Origin of the sequence: Bacillus sp. NTK074B (assembly GCF_017303375.1) — a bacterium.
GTDB lineage: Bacteria > Bacillota > Bacilli > Bacillales > Bacillaceae_B > Rossellomorea.
Window position 1 is genome coordinate 93,421 of the sequence record NZ_JAFKOH010000006.1, and the last position, 18,349, is coordinate 111,769.

Genomic DNA, 18,349 nt, shown 5'->3' on the forward strand with positions numbered 1-18,349 from the left:
TAAAAACATGTTAAAAAGGTGGAAAACAATATGATCACTCCTGACATCAAAAAGAAGTTTATCAGCATCGTAAGCGAAGAAAATTACCGTGATACGCCTGCTGAAAATCTAGTGTACTCCTATGATGCAACACCGAATTATCAATCCATGCCCGATGCCGTCATCGTTCCCCGGTCAACAGAAGAGGTATCAGAAATCGTAAAGATCTGTCATGCACATCTCATTCCCATTGTACCAAGGGGATCTGGTACAAATCTTTGCGCCGGAACGTGCCCAACGGAAGGCGGCCTTGTCCTCCTTTTCACCAATATGAACAAGATAATAGAATTGGATGAAGAGAACTTGACTATTACCGTCCAGCCCGGTGTGGTGACCCTCGATCTGATCCACGCCGTTGAAGCCAAGAGGCTATTTTATCCGCCGGACCCGAGTTCCATGAAAATCTCCACGATCGGTGGGAATATCAATGAAAACTCCGGTGGACTGAGGGGATTGAAATATGGCGTCACACGTGATTATGTACTCGCCCTTGAAGCGGTACTCCCGAATGGAGATATCATCCGTACCGGGGGAAAACTTGCAAAAGACGTGGCAGGATATGATTTGACCCGTCTGTTTGTCGGCTCTGAAGGAACCCTTTGTGTCATCACGGAAGCAACATTAAAGCTCGTACCCATGCCGGAAACGAAACAAACGATGCTCGCCCACTATCAGGATATCGAAGCAGCGGCAAAAAGTGTATCGAGCATCATCTCCAATCGGATCATTCCGACAACACTGGAATTCTTGGACCAGCCTACATTGGAAGTGGTGGAGGATTTCGCCAAAATTGGACTGCCAACAGATGTGAAAGCTGTACTGCTGATCGAACAGGACGGTCCTCCGGAAGTGGTTGCCCGTGATATGAAACGGATGGAGGAAGTGTGCGTCGAAAACGATGCCGTATCCGTTCAGCTCGCCAAAACGGAGATCGAAGCAGAGGCTCTTCGTACGGCCAGGCGCTCTGCCCTGTCGGCCCTTGCCCGCCTTAAACCGACAACGATACTCGAAGATGCAACGGTTCCACGATCGGAAATTGCCAGGATGGTGAAGGCCATCAATGATATTGGAGAGCGACACCATTTGAAGATCTGCACCTTTGGACATGCGGGAGACGGAAACCTTCACCCGACCGTTGCGACAGATGCCAGGGACATAGATGAAATGGAGCGGGTCGAAGCAGCCTTTGAAGAAATCTTCGCACACGCCATTGAATTGGGCGGCACCATTACGGGAGAACACGGGGTCGGCATGATGAAAGCCCCTTACCTCGAATGGAAACTCGGGGCTGAAGGAATCCGCGCCATGAAGATGATTAAACAATCATTCGACCCGAATAATATTATGAATCCAAACAAGGTATTTGCTAAAGAATCGAGAAAACGTGTGGTGATTTCAAGATGACAACCCTCCAGGAAAAGCAAAAGATACAACAAGAGTTCAAAACACGTATGAACGAAGATGAACTATTGAATTGCATGAGATGCGGGTTCTGTCTTCCCTCCTGCCCTACCTATATCGAATCAGGATTTAAGGAATCTCACTCCCCCCGGGGGCGCATCGCCTTGATGAAGGCAGTCGTTGATGGTGTGATCGAACCTGACGAAGAAGTCGAGCGTACTCTGGATCTGTGCCTCGGATGCAGGGCATGTGAACCTGTCTGCCCTTCAGGAGTCAATTATGGACACTTATTAGAAGAAGCCCGGGATATCATCAATCAAAATAAGAAACACTCCCTTCCTGCCCGGATTGTCCGGAAGACCGTTTTTGAAGGGTTATTTCCCCATCCTGATCGAATGAGGATGGTCACGAACCTTCTCGGAATTTATCAGCGTTCCGGTTTACAGAAGGCTGTCCATACAACAGGGGTGATGAAGCTGTTCCCTGAAAGCCTGTCGACCATGGAGCGGGTTCTCCCTCAAGTGCCGAAACTGAAAGAGATGAAAAATCGTCCGACTTCCCTTTCTTCAATTGGAGAGGTTCAGAAAAAAGTCGCTTTTTTCTCCGGGTGCTTAATGGACACCATGTTCCTGGAAACGAATAAAGCCACGGCGAAGCTGCTTCAGCTCTCAGGATGCGACATCGTGATTCCAAAGACGCAGACCTGCTGCGGTGCCTTGCATGGACATAGCGGTGAGAAGGATGCAGCGAAGGAGCTCGCCAAACGGAACATTCAGGCATTTGAAGACGAAGGCGTCGATTACATCATCTCCAATGCAGGGGGATGTGGAGCATTCCTCGTCGATTATGATCACCTGCTGAAAGATGATCCCGAGTGGAAAGAACGTGCTGTCACATTTAAAAAGAAGATCAAGGACATCTCTTCGATTCTGGTAGAATTGGAGTTTCATAAAACGACATTGACTGTAGCACCACAACGGATCACGTACCAGGATTCCTGTCACTTGCGCAACGTGCAGCGGACATTTGTAGAACCAAGGCTGCTCCTTCAGTCCGTGGAAGGGGCCGATTATGTCGAGATGAAACAAGCCGACCATTGCTGCGGGTCTGCGGGCATCTATAATATCGTCGAATCCGACATGTCCATGAAGATCCTCGATCACAAAATGGAAAACGTCGAAAACACCCGGGCCACCACCATCATCACATCCAACCCGGGCTGTCTCCTCCAAATGAAACTCGGCATCGAACGAGAAGGACTGTCTGACACCATACGCGCCATTCACATCGTCGACTTCCTGTTAGAAGCAGTCGAATAAGAGGGACGGACCTCTCCAACCATCCTTTTGCCAGTGGGCAAAAGGATGGTTGGAGGTCCGTCCCTCCGTTTTTATGGCTTTCTTGTCTTGAAGAATGAAAAGTAGACGAGGAATGACAGGATGATTCCGTAGGCTGCAAGCAGTGAGAGGGGATTGGCGGCACCTTTTGTAAGCCAGAGGGTGATGGTGGCGATGGCGGCTAGCACTGCGCTTATCGAGATGAACTTGTTCATGAGAAGCCTCCTTATGGGTCGAGATGGATTATAAGGATATATACGTTTTAGACGGAGGAATGGTTTCTATTTTTTGCGTCTTTTCGCAAGTAAATTAATATTGTGGTTTGTTCTGGATTTTTCAGCAGCTGAATACTTCCACTTAACCACCTGCTGAACATAAAAAAAACACCAGACCCCCCTAAAGGCGTCTGATGTCTCTATTCTCATCGACTGGCCATCTCATAAATCTTCAAATTCCCATAAATCAACCTCAAATCAGGAACCTTCACGTCATCCCTTTCTGCAGCCTCCAACAAATAACCGTATAAATGATCGGTCTCAACGGAAAGATCTTTCTCCATATCACGCTGGAGAGAAGATTTCATGCTGTAACCCATTCCCTTGATTTTGTCGAAGAGGGCTTTTTCAATATTCTCAGCAAGGGGTGCCTCCAATTTCCTCATGACCGTTGCGGCCTGAGAAAGGACCGCTTTGATCTTATCCGCCCCCTCATCCGTTTCCCTTATTGGACCAATCGGAGCACGATAAAGGGATGTGACACCTGACAATGTCGTGATGAAGAGATACTTATGCCACATTTCCTGATTGATGGTGTTGGATAAACGGAAGTTCGCTCTCGTTCCTGAGAAAGCTTGTTCGAGCTCTGCGATCCTTTCTGTCCGCTCGCCATTCCTTTCCCCGAACACCAGGTCATGGACCGGACTGGTCTGAAGAACCTTGCCATTACCATCAAGCGTAGATTCAACAAAGCACAACCCGCCTATTACCTTTTCTTCCCCAAAAGCTTCGATAAGGTCATCCACGTGGGACATCCCATTCAACAATGGAAGGATCATCGTGCCTTCTCCTACATAAGGCGTTAGACTTTCAATCGCCCCTTTCAAATGATAGGCCTTGGTAGACAGAATGACGGCATCAAATGGATCTGTTTTCTCACCCGTTTTAAGGGTTTTTGGCTGACTGTGAAAATCACCGTGGACGCTTTCGATTTGCAATCCATGTTCTCTCAGCTGATGTTCCCTTTTTTCCCGGACAAGAAATGTGACGTCCTCACCCTTCTCGATCAATCTGCCTCCGAAGTAACCACCAACGGCCCCTGCACCGACAATCAATATTCTCATTTCATCCGCCTCCCTCTCTACTTCTTTCTTCTCCCTCATTCTCCGGCATGAAAGCGGATAAATCAAAAATTCTGATTAATATATCAGTCCGTACACCAGAAATCGCTCATATTCATTACTCCCATATTCGCCCGTTAAAGGGACTTCTTTTCGCAGCTGGAATAATGGGTGTTCATTTAAATAATGAACATAGTCATCTGAGCTGTAATATAAAAGGATTTCCATGTCACGTGGAAAGGATTCAACTGAAAAGAGAATGTTATTAATGACTTTCATGAAGACTTGTACAGAAAACGGGTTAAAGAAGTAGAATCGATTATCATTTGGATGAATTTCATATTCTTCTGCCAGGCAATGATGGAATGTTATCTCGTCCGTTTTGACTTTCACTTTTTCCCGATAAGCACTGAGGTTTCTCAGACTGTCTTCGTAGAATTCATCGTTCATTTCCACGCCGACAACCGTGGACCGGAAGAGATGATGAATGAAGAAGTTCAGCCTTCCCTTTCCACACCCGAAATCCACCACCCGGTCACTGCTTTTCAGCTCATAATACTGAAACAATTCCAGGAGTGCTTCGTAAGGTGTCGGCTCATAGCGGTGATAATGAAAGGATCTGTGAAATCCTATTTGACGTTCTCCGGTTTTAATATTCAATAATGTATCATAATCATGTTCCTTCATTCTGCTCTCCTTATGAAACCTGCCGTATATATTCTTCCATCGTACCACGATTCCACATTCCTTTCAGACATAAAGAAAGCAAACCCTCTTAAAAAGGATTTGCTTTCTTCTTTGTTACACCCAGCCCAGTGCCCTGACAATGGTAGCTACGAGGAATGTAACACCGATGGCAATCGCTGTCGGGATCGCAAAGGACATGAACGTCCATTTCTTACTTTTCGTTTCTTTATAGATATTCACAAGCGTCGTGCCGCAAGGGAAATGAAGCAGTGAAAAGAGCATCATATTGAGTGCCGTGAGCCACGTCCAACCATGACTGACGAAAACGGCTTTTAGTTCTGTCAGGTCATCAAGCTCGAGCATCGCCCCTTGGGAAAGATACGCCATGATCAGGATCGGTACGACTATTTCGTTGGCCGGAAGCCCGATGATGAAGGCAGCCATGATGAACCCATCCATACCTAGAGCCTGACCGAACGGATCAAGAAAGTTTACGAAATGCATTAGAATGCTCGTGTCGCCGATATTGATATTGGCGATGATCCAAGTGATGATTGAAGCTGGTGCTGCCACGATCACAGCTCTTTTTAATACATACCAGGATTTATCAAGACTTGAACGTAACACGGTATTCCAGATTTTCGGACGACGGTATGGCGGCAATTCCAGTGTATAATGGGTCGGAACCCCTTTAAGGGCTGTTTTGGATAACACCCACGATACGGCAATGGTCACTGTAATTCCGATCATCACCATGGTCATGACCATTCCTGCCGTCACAAGGGAAGCCATTCCCCCTGCATATCCTGCTGCCATGAATAAGGAAGCGAGCAGGATCAATGTCGGCCAGCGTCCATTACAGGGAACGAAGTTGTTTGTCAGAATGGCAAGCATCCGTTCTCTTGGCGATTCAATAATCCTGGTCGACATGATGGCAGCGGCGTTACACCCGAAGCCCATTGCCATCGTCAAGGATTGCTTTCCGTGTCCTCCTGCCTTCTTAAAGAGGCGATCCATGTTAAAGGCAACACGAGGTAAATAGCCATAGTTCTCAAGCAGCGCAAATGCCGGGAAGAAGATCGCCATCGGGGGAAGCATGACGCTGATCACCCACCCGGTTCCCCTGAAGAAACCAAGTACCAGTACACCATGCAGCCATGCAGGTGCATTCATGGCATTAAAGAGCAGAGTCAGCTGTCCTTCCATCCAGGCGAAACCTTGTGCCAGCATACTGGATGGGACGTTTGCTCCGGCAATCGTCAGATAGAAAACCGCTCCAAGCATGGCAAGCATGATCGGAAATCCCCATATTGGTGAGGTCAGCACTTTATCAAGCTTTTCGGAATGAATTCTTTCTTTATTTTTGTACTTGACGACTTCCTGACAGATTCCTCTGCTCGTCGAATAGATGTTTTCAACGATCTCATCCCGCAGGTTGTCACTCGACATCCCTTTGGCATGATTGAATAAATGCGCCAGGCCCTGATCTCCTTCATGTGGTTGCATTGATTGAGACATTTGTCATTCCTCCTCCCTTACGTTCCCTCCTGAAGTAGTCATTCAACGAGTTTAGTATACTTTCATCTCCATCTAATAATCGCAAGGAAATCCATCGAATCGGGAACTCATCCCCAATCATCTGCCGTACTTTTGGTGAGAGCTCTTCGATTTTTGCTTCGATATCCTCTGAATAGGTCATGCGGTATGGGGTGGTCGGTACATTTCCTTGGGCCATTTCTTGGACAATATTCAATAACTCTTTGATGCCCGTTTTATTTCTTGCCGATATCTTCACAACAGGTACACCAAGTTTTTTACTGAGTGCCTCACTATTTACTTCGATTCCTTTTTTCTTTGCTTCATCCATTAGGTTGAGGGCCACGATCACTCGATCCGTCATTTCCATCACTTGCAGGGCCAGGTTCATATTTCTTTCCAAGGACGTTGCATCGAGGACGACAAGTGTCACATCCGGTTTATCGAAAATAATATAATCACGGGCAACCTCTTCGTCCGCTGAATTGGAATAAAGGGAGTACGTTCCTGGCAGGTCAACGATGGTGAAATCCGATCCATTGTGCTTGAACTCACCTTCAGCGTGTATGACCGTTTTTCCCGGCCAGTTCCCAGTGTGCTGACGTAATCCCGTCAGCAAATTAAATAACGTACTTTTCCCTGTATTCGGATTTCCTGCAAGAGCAATTCTGTATGAACCCATGGTTACGCACCTCCCAATTTCTCAACATGAATCCTTGAACTTTCTTCTTTTCGCAGTGCAATCGTCGTGTCACTGACCCGAAAGGCCATAGGGTCACCAAGTGGACTTCTTTGGACGACGGCCACTTCAGATCCCTTCACAAACCCCAGATCCAGCAACCTTCTCCTCATTGTTCCTTCTAATGATAATGATGTTATAAGAACGCGGTCTCCCGGCTTACACTCAGAAAGCAGCATTGAATTGACTTCGGACATGTTTCATTCCTCCGGTAAATTATATTGTCTTCACGTTAAAAAGTTTCCCTTATGCAAATTATATGTTCATCTTATTCCCTTCACTCCTGAAATGTCAAACAAAGTTTCATATTTTTGTAGATTTTTTAAGTGGACATCCATTTAGGGCATAAAAAAAGAAGCATCTGCCAGCCAGATACCCCTTTTTGAATCACACATATGAAACTCACGTATTAACCCAGATATCCTAATAGATCAAGCTCTCCCTCTTCCCAACCTTTCTCACCAACCGCTTTAATCATGAGCTCATTGATGACTCCATGTCCGATTCCGTATGTCGTTTGATCCTTATCGTTGATCTTTAACCACTTGCATCGATTCTGTACCCTTTGGAACCCGTTATGTTCATATAAATCAGGATTATCCGCGAATAACACAATAAAGTCAATGTCCCGATCATGACAAAATTCATCTGTTTTCTTTAATAATTGAGACCCGATCCCCTGAGAACGCATATTGGATGAAACACACACATCAATGAGGCTTAACACATTTATACGCTCTCCATTCAGATTCATCACCCGATAATCACATGCAATATGACCAACCAAACAATCCTCTGTGTATGCCAGAAATCTTAAGTGAGGCTTCTGTTTGAAATAGATCCTGTCCACAGGATACCCACCTCCGAAGCACTCACATAATAACCGTTGCAGGTGATCTCGATTGTTTCCGTTTATATCAAATTCCGAAACTATACTTATCTCAACAGTATTCAATAACTCTTCCCCCCAATCGATAAACAATATGCCTACCTCTATACAGGCTTTAAGATTGTCCTTTGCAGTGGAACTCCTCCCATTGAAACATTCCGTTCAATAAATAAATACCTACGACCGTCTATATCGAATTTCCTGTCACCCTTATATTCCACGTTTCTCCCCTGCTTTGCAAGCTCTCGTTTGATCGCTTCAATATACTCTTTTTCTTTAAAATATCGCTCTTCAAAATCGATCTGAATATGTCCTTTTCTGTAGCCCATCAGCCAATTGAATAGAAAAAGTGCTCCGCACCCCGCAATGATGATCCAGATGAGTTCCATTTCGTTCATCTCCTTTTCCTTCTTTTACCTATATACGGATTAAATCAACCATTTGTTTCACAATACACCAAAAAGGAGTTCACCCAATCACATCACATGATTAACCTTCGGAACTTGTGGTAAGTTAAACATGTTGAAATTAATGGATAAGGAGTGAATATTCAATGTCTACAAAAGACCAAATCAAGCAAGACATTTTAGATGCCTACCATTTCAGACATGCCACCAAGGAATTTGATCCGAATAAAAGGGTGTCCGATGACGATTTCAGATTCATTATGGAAACGGGCCGCCTGTCTCCAAGTTCCTTCGGATTCGAGCCATGGAGATTCCTGGTCATCCAAAATCCTGAACTTAGGGAAAAGATTAAGAACACAGCTTGGGGAGCATACGGTAAACTCCCTGATGCCAGTCATTTCGTCGTAATCCTGGCGAGAACCAAACAGGATACCAAGTACGATTCTGACTATTTACAGGATCATTTCAAATATAAGAAGAATATGCCTGAAGATCATTTGGCAAAGTACTTAGAGCGGATTGAACAATTCCAGAAAGTTGATTTCGATTTACTTGAAGGAGACCGGCCTCTATACGACTGGGCGGGAAAGCAGACGTATATTGCCCTTGGCAATATGATGACCGCCGCTGCCCAAATCGGAGTAGATTCCTGCCCGATCGAAGGGTTTGATATTGAGAAGATGAATAAGCTGCTAGAGGAGGAAGGTTTACTGGAAGACGGCAGCTTCAGCATTTCCGTCATGGTGGCTTTCGGTTACCGGGTCAAAGATCCAGCGCCGAAATCCCGTCGTCCATTTGATGATATCGTGAAGTTTGTTTAATTAAATAAAAGGAATCCCGCAATCGTCGGGATTCCTTTTTTCGCTTATTATCCTGCCTCTGTCTTAATGGCTTTTTGCAATTCGATCTTCACCGTTGTACCTTTGTTCAGTTCACTTTCCACTTCAATTTTCCCCTTCATGGAATGAACAATGATCGTGGCTGCCATTATCCCGAGGCCCGTACCTTCATCCTTTGTTGTAAAGAACGGTTCACCGAAACGTCGAATCTGCTCTTCGGTCATTCCTTTTCCTGAATCAGAAATGGAAATGATTACGTTCTCCTTCTCGACCATTCCAATCGATATCTGCCCACCCCGAGGCATGGACTCTATAGCGTTGGTCATGATATTCCCCATGCATTTAATAAAAATATGGCGTTGCCCTTCTACATGAATACCCTCTAAAAGTTGATATCGGAAGGAGATATGTGTAGCCTTTGGTTTCACGATGTCAATCAGCTCCATAAGACAATCCTTTACATCGATACTTTCCGCCTTTTCTGGCGTTGAATTGGTAAACGTCAAATATTCCTCTATGACTTGAGTCGCCTGATCAATCCCTTTTAAAGACAAATCTATAAATTCTTTCTGTGTTTTTTCGTCTTTTTCTTCTTGTACCAGCTGCAGAAATCCTTTGGATGAAGTTAATGGATTTCGGATTTCATGGGAAAGACTCGCCGCCAACCGGCTCACAACCTGAATCTTCTCGTGTTGAGACAGAGTCTTTTTCAGCTCCATTAATTTCCGTATCATCTCCGCGATCATCACAGAGATAACAGTGGCAGCCAGGGGAATAAGAACGAGATACAGATACTCATCCATCGTGACTTCTGCTTGATGAATATACCCAAATAGAAGGTTAAATATCGTCATACTGAAACAGATGATAACCAGGAATAGCATTTTCACTTTTTTCTTAGCGCGCAGAAACCCTTTTGAAAAGGCTGCCAAAATTAAAAAGGTGACAAAATAGTTGAGAATCACTAAATGGATAAGACCGCTCCCAATGATGACGAACCGCAGTGCTATGATAATGATCAATAGAACAAAGGAAACAACCGGGCCAAAATATAAGCTTGCCAGAAAAAAGGGGATCCTTCGCAAATCTACATAGACGCCATTTGCGAGCTTATTACTGAACATCACACATAATAGAATCGTAACGGTGGATAGGATGATGACAATCCCTTTTGAAGGGTGCTTCTTTGTGGCGTCATAATAAAGGGCGAAAAGGAGTAGTCCCACTAGAATAAATAAAAAGTTCATTAATAAGTTCGTTAAGACAGAATCATGCAAACAAACACCCCTCTTTCATTTCAATCGGTAACCTTTATCATGTGTGAATTTCATAATCGTGGTTCCGATCTTCCTCTTTTATCAATTGTGTAGAGGCCGAACATCCCCCGATCAGCACTCCTTTATGATTAAATAATGGATGGCAGTTTACATCATACTCATACATTTGATCAGCTATCGGGAATGTGATAATTTTTCTCAATGATGTACGGTTCTTTATTACCTCTTCTTTTACTTTCATTAATTCCCTCGTACCGTGGTTGTCCCCTAATTCCACATCGTTCCTACCAATCACAGCGACGGGGTCAAGTTCAGGATTCGGGTTAAAAATCCACGTATATCTTAGGTCCAAATCAAAATGGGCGATCACCATGGGAGAATCTTGGAGGGCAAAATAAAAGGGATTTTCTTCTAATTCGAAGATGGAAACATGAAATTTCAATAAGTCCGCCAAGTTCTCTGCCAGCCTCTTACTTGGAATTCTTACGCCACTTTCAATCTTTGAATAATAAGATCTATCGATGTGAACTAAATAGGCAATGTCTTCTTGGCTATACCCCTTCATTTTTCTTAATCTCTCTAGCCAATTTCTCTTCTGATGACTCATTCGCATCCCTCCTAAAAAACCTTTCTAGTTCTATTATACTGATTCAATATTCAAAAACTATGTGACTATTTTGTCACTATTGCAAAATAACGTAAAACCGACTAAAAGCCCTACAATAAAGGAAAAAACAGAAAATATATTCAAATAAAATGGAAATTGAAACGCCTTTCCTTCATAAAAAAAGAACCTCAGGAGTCATCCTGAAGTCCTGTTATTTATCTTTAAACCAATCGGCTCCCTCATCCATATGAACAAAGGGAATGTCTGTAGCCACTTCACCTATGATTTTCTCCGTCTCGATATCCTTCCCTTCGAGCCACTCAGCAAAGTCAAACACAACCGGCTCCCTGTCCCCTCCGAGAGCAAACCAGGCTTTCATCTCTTTCGGAAGATATGCCGATGTATGAATCGTCCCTGCCCAGCTGCCGTAAAGATCTGAAAAAACACCTTTATCTGTGTCATTCATTAACCTAAAGGCACTCCGAGCATCACCAGTACCGTTCTCCTGAATGATTTCCAACCTTCGTTTAGAATCAACCAGGTGATTCCGGTTCTCTTGGGTCATCACTTCAAAATGATTGGTACATGCATTGGACTCTCGAACCTCCACCCCGCGCGGTGAGGTCTCCACGATAAACGTTTCCCCGCTCCTGTCATAAACGACGTAGCTGAATGAGTGCCGGTGAGGGATTTCCTTCAGCATATCAACGGCCTCCGTAACATCTTTACAGGATTCCAGAATCAATCGTCCTATCATACAGCAGATGAAACCATCACCGGGATTTTTCCGATGCATGAAATTATATCCCAATGCCAAACCTTTTTCGTTCATGCCGTCCATCCTGCCGGTCACGCGCTGACTTGGACCGATGATCGCGTATCCTGTATCCGTGGGTTGAAAGAACGTATAGCGCCCCTCATAGGTTTTGGGATGATAATCATAATTTCTGATTAAATAGTCCTTTCCGGTAACAATGGAGCATCCCGATTTCACGTACTCCACCCGGTAGCCGCCAAACTCCTTCAGTACCCTTTCCATGGGCCATTCAAGTGCCTCCTGTAAGCCAAGGAGTTCCTCCCAGATCCCTGGGGCAAAGCGTTTGATCGCCACCTCTGTTTCTTTTATGCTGATCGAAAAGCGCGGCTTTCGGACCTTCCACTGATTCTCGCGATTTCGAACCGTGATGGAATCCTTTATCCGTTCCCCCTGCATATACCCGAAGTCATAATGGGATCCACGAAATTGAATCACATCGCTATGTATTGTTTTCATGCTAATACCTCATTTTCGTCAGAATCTATTCTACAAGGATAATAGAAAGGATTGGAAAAGGAAAGCAATCGCCCTCTCTCTTATACACGCTTATCAACCGGAAGAAAAACAATTATCACCAAGCATATGACGAAAGCCATACCCGTTACCAATAACCCAACAAAAAAACTGATGAAAGCCATAAATCCGTCTTCACCTGGATATTGAGGTACATATGTCACCCATTGGTACAGGATAAACAAAAAAAAGAACAAATAGAAACTGCTTCCTACCATTCCTACTTTCAATCGATCCCCTTTCCCCCACACTTATAGCAGTATCGTAACAGTTTTGGGACCATTTCCTCCATTGCCTCATCGTCCCTTTTGTACACCGACCTCATTTGCATTGTCTTCACTCCTTTGCATCCTCTCATGGCTATAACGGATGGATACGGAAAAAAGATATGGGTAAAAGTATATTTTACTCTCATATATCCAAGGAGGGGAGTTTTCGTCATAAATTGGTTTCCTCTCCGTCACTTGTGCTAAAGTGAAATCATAAAAAATCGTTTTCAGAAATGAGGTGCCCTTATGATATCAATTCTTGTGGTTGATGATGATCCACATCTGCGAAAGCTCGTCCGCGTGTATTTAGAGCAAAATGGATACATGGTGACAGAGGCACCAGACGGGGAAGCGGCTTCCGTCACTCTCCTCCATCAAACTGTCGATCTTGCCATTGTCGACCTGATGATGCCGAATAAAGACGGATTTCAGCTCGCAGAAGAAATAAGGTCAGACCATGATATCCCGATCATTATGTTGACGGCCAGGGGCAGTATCATGGATAAGGCCAAAGGATTCCAGGCGGGCACCGATGATTATATGGTGAAACCCTTTGAGAAGGAAGAGCTCCTCTTCCGGGTGCAGGCAATCTTGAGACGATTCGAACGCGCAGGTTCGCAAGCCGTCCGCCTTGGAGACATGACCCTGGATAAACGATCTTATGAGGTAAAGGCCGGGAACAGAACCATGATTCTCCCCCTCAAGGAATTTGAACTCTTATATTATCTTGCCAGTTTCCCTAACCGGACATTTACAAGGGATGAGCTCATCCAACATATATGGGGAATGGACTTTGAAGGGGATGATCGAACTGTCGACGTGCATATTAAAAGACTGCGTGGACGGTTCCGGGATGCTTCCCAGTTCTTTACCATCACCACCGTACGGGGAGTCGGATACAAATTGGAGGTGCACAAGTGAAGAGCCTTTATATCCGGATCGTTGTTGTCACCCTTTTCATCATGTTGATAAGCAGCGTAATCGCCTTTATTGGCTCGAACCTTTACTATCAGAAGATCTTAAAGCCTTCCAATGATAAGAAAAACACAGAAATCGCCAATGATGTGGTAGATCTATTTGAAGCTGCCTCCATGGACGAATCCACTTTTTTTGAAAAGACGGCTAAACTCAGTTATCAATTTTACGTAACGGATGGAAAGGGAGAAGGCACATTTTACGGAGCCGCTTTTCGGAATCGATCCCTGCCCCCCGGTGTGATACAGGATGTATTGAATGGCCATACATACCACGGCATGGCTGAATATCCTTCTACTACTTTTGTGACCGGCTTTTTCGCTAACGAATTGTCCAACTCGATTGGTGTCCCGATCAAAATCGACGGGAAACCGCATGCCGTGTTCATGAGACCGGACATCAAGCAGCAGTTCAATGAGATCCACATTCTCCTGGCTGTCCTGCTCCTCCTGACGATCGCACTAACTATGCTGATTGTCTTCTTCAGTACAAGGTATCTGGTGAAGCCGATCAGGGAGCTCACTGTCGCTACAAAGAAAATCACTGACGGGGATTATTCCATACAGCTGAAGGAGAACCGACAGGATGAGATCGGGACACTTGCCAAATCATTCATGTTCATGAGCCGGCAGCTGATGCAGGTCGAACAAATGCGGCAGGAATTCGTTTCGAATGTGTCACATGAGATTCAAACTCCCCTGTCCTCCATGAAAGGGTATGCGAATCTGATGCGTTCCCCGTCCCTTTCCAAAGAAGAGCAGGATGCCTACTCCAAGGTGATTGAATCTGAAAGCACACGGTTGTCCAAGGTTAGCAAACAGCTTTTGACCCTTGCCTCTCTTGATAAGGATCATGGAGTCATCAATTGTGAATCTGTTAATTTGACGGGGATGCTGCAAACTCTCATTAGTCAAACGAGATGGCTGTGGGAAGAAAAAGACCTTGCCCTTTCACTGGAGGCAGATGAGGTAACCTATCCAGGAAACGAAGATCTGCTTTACCAGGCCTTCGAGAACCTTTTATCCAACAGCATTAAATACACACCCCCTGAAGGTGAAATCCGTCTTTCCCTTCACCAGGAAGTAAAAGGCATCATGTTTAGGATAGAGGATAACGGAATCGGCATTCCTCCAGAACATATCGGTAAGATCTTTGAACGTTTTTACAAAGTGGATGAGTCACGCAGTCATGAACGGAACAGCAGCGGACTCGGTCTCTCCATTGTGAAGAAAATCATCACTCTTCATCATGGAGAAATTCATGTAGTAAGCATTCCAGACGGTGGGACTACCTTTACACTGACGCTTCCTTAATCCTATGTTCATCTTCCGTTCATACTTTCCTTTTATGATGAAGGGGAAGGTATGAAAGGGAAGGTGATTTTTTTGTTTCTCGCATGGAAAGAAATTCGCTATGCCAAAATGAAGTTCTTATTAATTACAGGCATCATCACATTGATTACCAGCCTGGTGTTATCGATATCCGGATTGGCCAATGGTTTGTCCGTGGATAACGCCTCTGCCATAAAGAACATGACCGCTGACACATACGTGGTCGAAAAAAGCGATCAACATCAACTTGAACGATCTATGATGACACCTGACGATATCGACGCTGTAAAAGGGGGCTCTCCCCTTGGATTGAAGATGGTGGAAATGACCCATGAAGGGGAAACCGTGAATATCAGTCTCTTCGCCATAGATTATGACGGCCCATTCATGCCGGCAGGAGAAGAAAGTGTGAAACTTGCACCTTACGAGATCATTGCAGACCCCGGCCTAAAAAAAGAAGGATACAAGCCTGGGGACACTTTCACCTATGGAGAGAAAACTTGGATCATACGGGGATTTACGAAAGAACGCTTCAGTTACGGGCATACGCCGGCCATGTTCACGTCGATTGAGACGTGGAAGGATCTGCTTGGTGATGACCTTAGATATCAGGCACTTCTCTTCACAGACCATGAAGGAGATGATATCCCTTTCAATCTGGAGGCGGCAACCAAGGATGACATTCTTTCAAACGTACCGGGTTTTTCGGCGGAACAGGGGTCTTTAAAGATGATGGTGATCTTTTTGCTCATCATTTCGGCGATCGTACTGGCAACGTTCTTCTATGTCATGACGCTGCAAAAGCTTCATCAATACGGGGTACTGAAAGCAATAGGGACAAAAGCAGGCATTCTCCTTCGCGCCCTTTTTGTCCAGATTTCCATTCTTTCGATCTTCGGAATCCTGACAGGAAATACCCTTACGTATGGATTGACACAACTGATTCCCGGGGATGTCCCGTTTGAAATAACTTCCGGAATGATCCTCTTATACAGCGGTTTGATTATGGCCATGGCTTGGATCGGTTCCCTCCTATCCTTCAGGAGCATTATGAATGTAGATCCTTTAGAAGCAATCGGAGGGGTGAATTAAGATGACATCGATTTTGGAATTAAACGGGGTTACGAAGACATACAAACAGGGACATGAACGACTCACGGTCCTTGATCATATTTCCATGAGGGTCAACAGCGGGGAGTTCGGTGCGATCCTTGGGCCTTCCGGTTCTGGAAAAAGCACACTCCTGTCCATCATCGGGGCGTTGACCAGTCCTTCAAGTGGTGAAGTGATCATCAACGGGAGAAACGTCCATGAGATGAATGAAAAAGAACAAACGTCCCTGCGCCTCAAGGAAATAGGCTTTATCTTTCAACAATCCAATCTGGTTCCATTTCTGACCGTCGAAGAACAATTACTGCTCGTCGGAAAGCTCACCAGCCAGAAGGACCGCCTTCAGGAACGGGCATTGGAATTATTGTCTCATCTTGGACTTGAAGAACGGCGCTTCCATTACCCTAAACAGCTCTCAGGCGGCGAACAGCAGCGGGTCGCCATTGCACGTGCCCTAATGAATGAACCGAAGCTGATTCTTGCCGATGAACCCACAGCGAGCCTCGACCGGGAAAGGGGAAAATCCGTAGTGGAATTATTAGTGAAAGAAACGAAAGAAAGGAATATTGCCACCATCATGGTCACCCATGATGAGTCAATGATCGGGGAATGTGACTGGGTGTATCGGATGGGGTAAAGAAGAAAGTGCCAGGATACCTGTCAGGCACTTTCTTCATTTTGCTTCATTAGTCCCTTCAATTTCTCTGGATCATCCACTCTCAAAGCCACTTTGGACACCTCTTCTTTTCTACCCATGAACAACGTCGCTTCGACAGGCTCCTTCAAGAACAGGATCACTTGAGGAAGAATCTCTTCAAAGTCTTTCTGCATAAAGATCATGGTGCCTTTATTTGGCTTCTTCTCTACCCATTCTATCCGTTCAATATTTGACAGGGGCAGAATCAGTCGCTGCCCAAGTCCCTGAGCCATGTGCATCGAGCCATTTTTCACTTCTACAGGATGCAAACGTGTAACCTGGATCTCTGCAAGTACGAGGATAATGCTATACACGTTTAAAACGAGCAGAATGAATGACAGGATCGGAAATTTAGAGTGAAGCCACCAGTGAAGACCGATTGTTTCAATGGCAACGGCATGAATGAGCATGATATGCATGGCGATGGCACTGGTATTATGATGCATCGTGACCACCCCGTCATGAGAAGGGACTTTTTTCCGCCAGCTGAAGAAGGCGTAATACATCATCAGGATCTCAGATGCCACGATTCGAATGAGTGGGAGTCTGCTTACCTTTCTTTCCACCGCAGGAAGGAATGAAAAGATCGGACCTGTTTGGGATGATCTCATTTCGGCCCGGATGACCGGAATTCTCTTGAGTAGAAGGAAGATCAGCCCCAGTTCCGCCAGAAAGAACAAGGCTTCAAAGCTAATCCCTGAGTACAGGAGGATCGTATAGGGAGCGAAGAATTCTTCTGGAATGATGACTCTTGCCAGTACCAATCCAAATACGAGGAATCCGGCTGCCTGCTTCTTTGACACTTTAAACGCCGCATAGGCAAGTGCCGGTGAAATGATGACCAGATCTACTAAAGATCCCAGTACGGCACCTCGATCAAGTTCAATGACCAGAAACTGTTGCACGATTGGTTGATACAGCAGGACATTGCTGAAGAGCACGAGTGTTAACAGGGCAAGTGCCCATAGTGACCATTTCGAATTTCGGAGAACCATGTTCACACCTCCCAATTCCACATCTATTCCATTTACTTACATTATAACTCTTTCAGCTTGTTTCGGAAATCTTCGTCTCTTAGAATAGTCAGCATGAATGAATTCATACTCCCTGATATTGTCTCTGACTCCCCTGCTTCCAACTCGTTTATAAAGAACGCAACTTCTGTTGAATTTCCTTCTTTATCTGTTGCGTACGCAGCATTCGTGAAGAGGAACTCTGTGGATCCCCCTTTTTGTCCGGCATGCTTTAACCATTCACGATTGGAAGGATTCTCCATAATCCCTTCCATTACAGCATCCAATCGCTCTTGTGTTTCACGTTGAAAAAAGGTCTTTGAATTCAATTTCCCCATGAGAGTGGCGTATTCAAAAGTGGTACTTCGGGTCAATCTGTCGGACCAAATTTTGTCCAGCCGCTTACTTGAATGCTCATTCTCAAGGTACAGAGCTTTTTCACCTTCTTTTAACTGTTGTGAAACAATTTGAGCGATTCATATGTATTCCTCTTTTGACATTTCCTTTACCTTTGTCTCGATATAGTCTTT

Annotated in this window: 20 protein-coding genes; 7 read left to right on the top strand and 13 right to left on the bottom strand. The window is 44.9% G+C overall.

Annotation, left to right across the window (positions count from 1 at the left end; genetic code table 11):
• Positions 1-30: 30 nt before the first annotated feature.
• Both glcD and JI667_RS11675 read left to right on the top strand, forming a co-directional pair.
• Positions 31-1,443, top strand: coding sequence for a glycolate oxidase subunit GlcD (glcD, locus tag JI667_RS11670; protein WP_206853549.1), 1,413 nt, complete (start codon positions 31-33; stop codon positions 1,441-1,443).
• A complete protein-coding gene (locus JI667_RS11675; RefSeq protein ID WP_206853553.1) occupies positions 1,440-2,759 on the top strand; it encodes a (Fe-S)-binding protein in 1,320 nt (439 codons plus the stop codon). Before glcD ends, JI667_RS11675 begins: the two co-directional genes overlap by 4 nt.
• Before the next feature lie 71 nt (positions 2,760-2,830).
• Here JI667_RS11675 and JI667_RS11680 read toward each other — a convergent pair whose 3' ends face one another.
• The 8 genes from JI667_RS11680 to JI667_RS11715 all read right to left on the bottom strand — a co-directional run bounded on the left by JI667_RS11680 (position 2,831) and on the right by JI667_RS11715 (position 8,362).
• Positions 2,831-2,992, bottom strand: coding sequence for a hypothetical protein (locus JI667_RS11680; protein ID WP_206853556.1), 162 nt, complete (start codon positions 2,990-2,992; stop codon positions 2,831-2,833).
• Positions 2,993-3,198: 206 nt separating this feature from the next.
• The gene (locus JI667_RS11685) at positions 3,199-4,116 is read right to left on the bottom strand and encodes a ketopantoate reductase family protein (RefSeq protein ID WP_206853560.1); all 918 of its coding nucleotides are present in this window, start codon (positions 4,114-4,116) and stop codon (positions 3,199-3,201) included.
• A 75-nt stretch (positions 4,117-4,191) separates the two neighbouring features.
• Positions 4,192-4,800, bottom strand: a complete 609-nt coding sequence (locus tag JI667_RS11690; RefSeq protein WP_206853564.1) for a methyltransferase — start codon at positions 4,798-4,800, stop codon at positions 4,192-4,194.
• A gap of 114 nt (positions 4,801-4,914) precedes the next feature.
• On the bottom strand, positions 4,915-6,306 hold the full coding sequence (locus JI667_RS11695) for a nucleoside recognition domain-containing protein (RefSeq protein ID WP_206854458.1): 1,392 nt from the start codon (positions 6,304-6,306) through the stop codon (positions 4,915-4,917).
• Positions 6,293-7,018: a FeoB small GTPase domain-containing protein gene (locus JI667_RS11700; RefSeq protein ID WP_206853580.1), complete on the bottom strand. Its 726-nt coding sequence runs from the start codon at positions 7,016-7,018 to the stop codon at positions 6,293-6,295. The genes JI667_RS11695 and JI667_RS11700 overlap by 14 nt, the downstream gene beginning before the upstream one ends.
• A gap of 2 nt (positions 7,019-7,020) precedes the next feature.
• Complete coding sequence (locus JI667_RS11705) at positions 7,021-7,272, bottom strand: FeoA family protein (RefSeq protein ID WP_206853582.1); 252 nt, start codon at positions 7,270-7,272, stop codon at positions 7,021-7,023.
• A 212-nt stretch (positions 7,273-7,484) separates the two neighbouring features.
• Complete coding sequence (locus JI667_RS11710; protein ID WP_306465457.1) at positions 7,485-8,057, bottom strand: GNAT family N-acetyltransferase; 573 nt, start codon at positions 8,055-8,057, stop codon at positions 7,485-7,487.
• A gap of 11 nt (positions 8,058-8,068) precedes the next feature.
• Positions 8,069-8,362, bottom strand: a complete 294-nt coding sequence (locus JI667_RS11715; protein ID WP_306465458.1) for a hypothetical protein — start codon at positions 8,360-8,362, stop codon at positions 8,069-8,071.
• Positions 8,363-8,517: 155 nt separating this feature from the next.
• Here JI667_RS11715 and JI667_RS11720 point away from each other — a divergent pair, with 155 nt between their 5' ends.
• Positions 8,518-9,192 carry an NAD(P)H-dependent oxidoreductase gene (locus tag JI667_RS11720; RefSeq protein ID WP_206853585.1) on the top strand — a complete coding sequence of 225 codons (675 nt, stop codon included), beginning with the start codon at positions 8,518-8,520 and terminating at the stop codon, positions 9,190-9,192.
• A 47-nt stretch (positions 9,193-9,239) separates the two neighbouring features.
• Here the strand turns inward: JI667_RS11720 and JI667_RS11725 are convergent, their stop codons facing one another.
• The 3 genes from JI667_RS11725 to JI667_RS11735 all read right to left on the bottom strand — a co-directional run bounded on the left by JI667_RS11725 (position 9,240) and on the right by JI667_RS11735 (position 12,367).
• Complete coding sequence (locus JI667_RS11725; RefSeq protein WP_206853588.1) at positions 9,240-10,487, bottom strand: ATP-binding protein; 1,248 nt, start codon at positions 10,485-10,487, stop codon at positions 9,240-9,242.
• 37 nt (positions 10,488-10,524) lie between these two features.
• Positions 10,525-11,094 carry a helix-turn-helix domain-containing protein gene (locus tag JI667_RS11730; RefSeq protein ID WP_206853591.1) on the bottom strand — a complete coding sequence of 190 codons (570 nt, stop codon included), beginning with the start codon at positions 11,092-11,094 and terminating at the stop codon, positions 10,525-10,527.
• Positions 11,095-11,305: 211 nt separating this feature from the next.
• Entirely contained in the window at positions 11,306-12,367 is a 1,062-nt protein-coding gene (locus JI667_RS11735) for a C45 family peptidase (protein ID WP_206853605.1), read from the bottom strand.
• 572 nt (positions 12,368-12,939) lie between these two features.
• Between JI667_RS11735 and JI667_RS11740 the strand changes: the two genes are divergently transcribed.
• Genes JI667_RS11740 through JI667_RS11755 form a run of 4 tightly spaced genes read left to right on the top strand, consistent with a single transcriptional unit; the run spans position 12,940 to position 16,746 of the window.
• Complete coding sequence (locus tag JI667_RS11740; RefSeq protein WP_206853608.1) at positions 12,940-13,614, top strand: response regulator transcription factor; 675 nt, start codon at positions 12,940-12,942, stop codon at positions 13,612-13,614.
• Positions 13,611-14,981 carry a HAMP domain-containing sensor histidine kinase gene (locus JI667_RS23155; protein ID WP_206853625.1) on the top strand — a complete coding sequence of 457 codons (1,371 nt, stop codon included), beginning with the start codon at positions 13,611-13,613 and terminating at the stop codon, positions 14,979-14,981. The genes JI667_RS11740 and JI667_RS23155 overlap by 4 nt, the downstream gene beginning before the upstream one ends.
• A 51-nt stretch (positions 14,982-15,032) precedes the next feature.
• Complete coding sequence (locus JI667_RS11750; RefSeq protein WP_206853628.1) at positions 15,033-16,091, top strand: ABC transporter permease; 1,059 nt, start codon at positions 15,033-15,035, stop codon at positions 16,089-16,091.
• Between the two features lies 1 nt (position 16,092).
• Positions 16,093-16,746, top strand: coding sequence for an ABC transporter ATP-binding protein (locus JI667_RS11755; RefSeq protein ID WP_206853630.1), 654 nt, complete (start codon positions 16,093-16,095; stop codon positions 16,744-16,746).
• 23 nt (positions 16,747-16,769) lie between these two features.
• Here the strand turns inward: JI667_RS11755 and JI667_RS11760 are convergent, their stop codons facing one another.
• Complete coding sequence (locus JI667_RS11760; RefSeq protein ID WP_206853632.1) at positions 16,770-17,801, bottom strand: beta-carotene 15,15'-monooxygenase; 1,032 nt, start codon at positions 17,799-17,801, stop codon at positions 16,770-16,772.
• 41 nt (positions 17,802-17,842) lie between these two features.
• Entirely contained in the window at positions 17,843-18,094 is a 252-nt protein-coding gene (locus tag JI667_RS11765; protein WP_206853633.1) for a hypothetical protein, read from the bottom strand.
• Positions 18,095-18,349: the final 255 nt, after the last annotated feature.